Source organism: Thermodesulfobacteriota bacterium, assembly GCA_040756475.1.
GTDB lineage: Bacteria > Desulfobacterota > Deferrisomatia > Deferrisomatales > JACRMM01 > JBFLZB01.
Genome location: JBFLZB010000360.1, coordinates 1 through 1,730, shown reverse-complemented (window position 1 = coordinate 1,730; position 1,730 = coordinate 1). Strand labels below are relative to the sequence as shown.

At 67.9% G+C, this 1,730-nt stretch carries 2 protein-coding genes; both read right to left on the bottom strand.

Features of this window, described 5'->3' with window-relative positions; translation table 11 throughout:
• Positions 1-61 precede the first annotated feature (61 nt).
• Positions 62-838, bottom strand: a complete 777-nt coding sequence (locus AB1578_23720; GenBank protein MEW6490906.1) for an enoyl-CoA hydratase-related protein — start codon at positions 836-838, stop codon at positions 62-64.
• Positions 839-932: 94 nt separating this feature from the next.
• Positions 933-1,679, bottom strand: coding sequence for a 3-oxoacyl-ACP reductase family protein (locus AB1578_23715; GenBank protein MEW6490905.1), 747 nt, complete (start codon positions 1,677-1,679; stop codon positions 933-935).
• Positions 1,680-1,730: the final 51 nt, after the last annotated feature.

Genomic DNA, 1,730 nt, shown 5'->3' with positions numbered 1-1,730 from the left:
GGTGTACCGAGGCCGGGCCCCCGCAGTCAGCCTTCAGCTGTGCGTTCGGAGTCAGGTCAGGTTAGCTGTGGCGCCACACCGGCGCCCGCTTCTCCAGGAACGCCGCGAGCCCTTCCTGGGCGTCTTCGGTGGGCATGAGCTCTCCGAGGTAGATGCGTTCGACCCGGGCCAGCGCCTCGGGAAAGGACTGGCCCCGGGCGGCCCGGATCGCCTTCTTGGTGGCCCGGAGCACCGAGCCCGAGAGCGTGGTGAAGACCCGGAGGAACTTCCCGAACTCCTCGTCGAAGGAGGCCAGGGGCACGACCCGGTTCACGAGGCCCAGGGCCAGGGCCTCCTGGGCGCGGATGACCTCACCGCCGGCGATGAGCTCGAAGGCCCGTTTCTCGGGGATCAGGTACGGCAGCGCCACGGCCGCCAGGGGCGGGAAGACCCCCACCTTGATCTCGGGCTGGCCGATCTTGAGGGTGTCGGCCGCCACGATCATGTCGCAGAAGATCGCGAGCTCGCACCCGCCGCCCAGGGCGGCGCCCCTCACAGCGGCGATCGTCGGGATCTCGAGTCGGTCCAGGTTGCGGAAGATCTCGTGGAACACCTCGATCATCCGGTCCACCTTGTCGGGGGTGTGGTCCCCCACGTCCACCCCGGCCGAGAACGCCTTCTCTCCCTCGGCCGTGATCACCAGGGCCCGCACCTCTCCCTCCCGGGCCTTGACGGCGGTGAGCGCCTGGTTGAGCTCGATCATGGTGGAGATGTCGAGGACGTTGAGCGGCGGCCGGTTGACGCTGATCCACGCGGCCCCGTCTGCGTCCCAGGTCTTGATGAACTTGTAGTCGCTCATGAGTCGCCTCCCTTCGGTCTGCGGCGATTGGCTGTTGGTCCTTGGTTCTTGGGAACGGCGCTCCTGCCAATAGCCAACAGCCAATGGCCCACAGCTAAATGTACTGCCCCCCGTCTACCTTGATGACCTCGCCGGTGATGTGGCGGCCGCACTCGGAGGCCAGGAAGGCCACGAGCCACGCCACGTCCTCGGGGGCGCCCGCCCTCTTGACGGCCGACTCGTCGATGGCCGTCTGGCGAAACTCCGCGGGCATGCTCTCGCCCATCTCGGTGAGGATGAACCCCGGGGCGACCGAGTTGCAGGTGACCCCGAACTTGCCCAGGTCCTTGGCCGCGGCCTTGGTCAGGCCGATGGCCCCGGCCTTGGCGGCCGAGTAGTTGGTCTGGCCGAACTTTCCCCGCAGGCCGTTGATGGACGTGATGGAGAGGAAGCGCCCCCAGTTCTGGCCCTTGAATACCGGGGCCGCGGCCCGCAGGTAGTTGAAGGTGCCCTTGAGGTCCACCTCGATGACCCGGTCGAACTGCTCCTCGGTCATCTTCCAGACCACCCCGTCCCAGTTCATCCCGGCGTTGGTGACCAGGATGTGGAGCCCGCCGAGCTTCGCCACCACCTCGTCGACCATGCGCTGGGCGTCGGCGAAGCTGGCCACGTCGGCCTGCACCGCAATGGCCCGGCGCCCCATGCCCTCGAGCTCCTTCACCATGGCCTCGGCCTCGGTGGCGCTCTTTCGGTAGTTGAGCGCCACGTCGGCGCCGTGCCGGGCCAGGGTGCGCACGATCTCGGCGCCGATGCCCCGCGTTCCCCCGGTTACGATGGCCACCTTCCCACTCAAGTCGATCATAGTGCCTCCCTTTGTTTGGGGGTCGGACCCGTCCGACTCGTCAGACGGGTC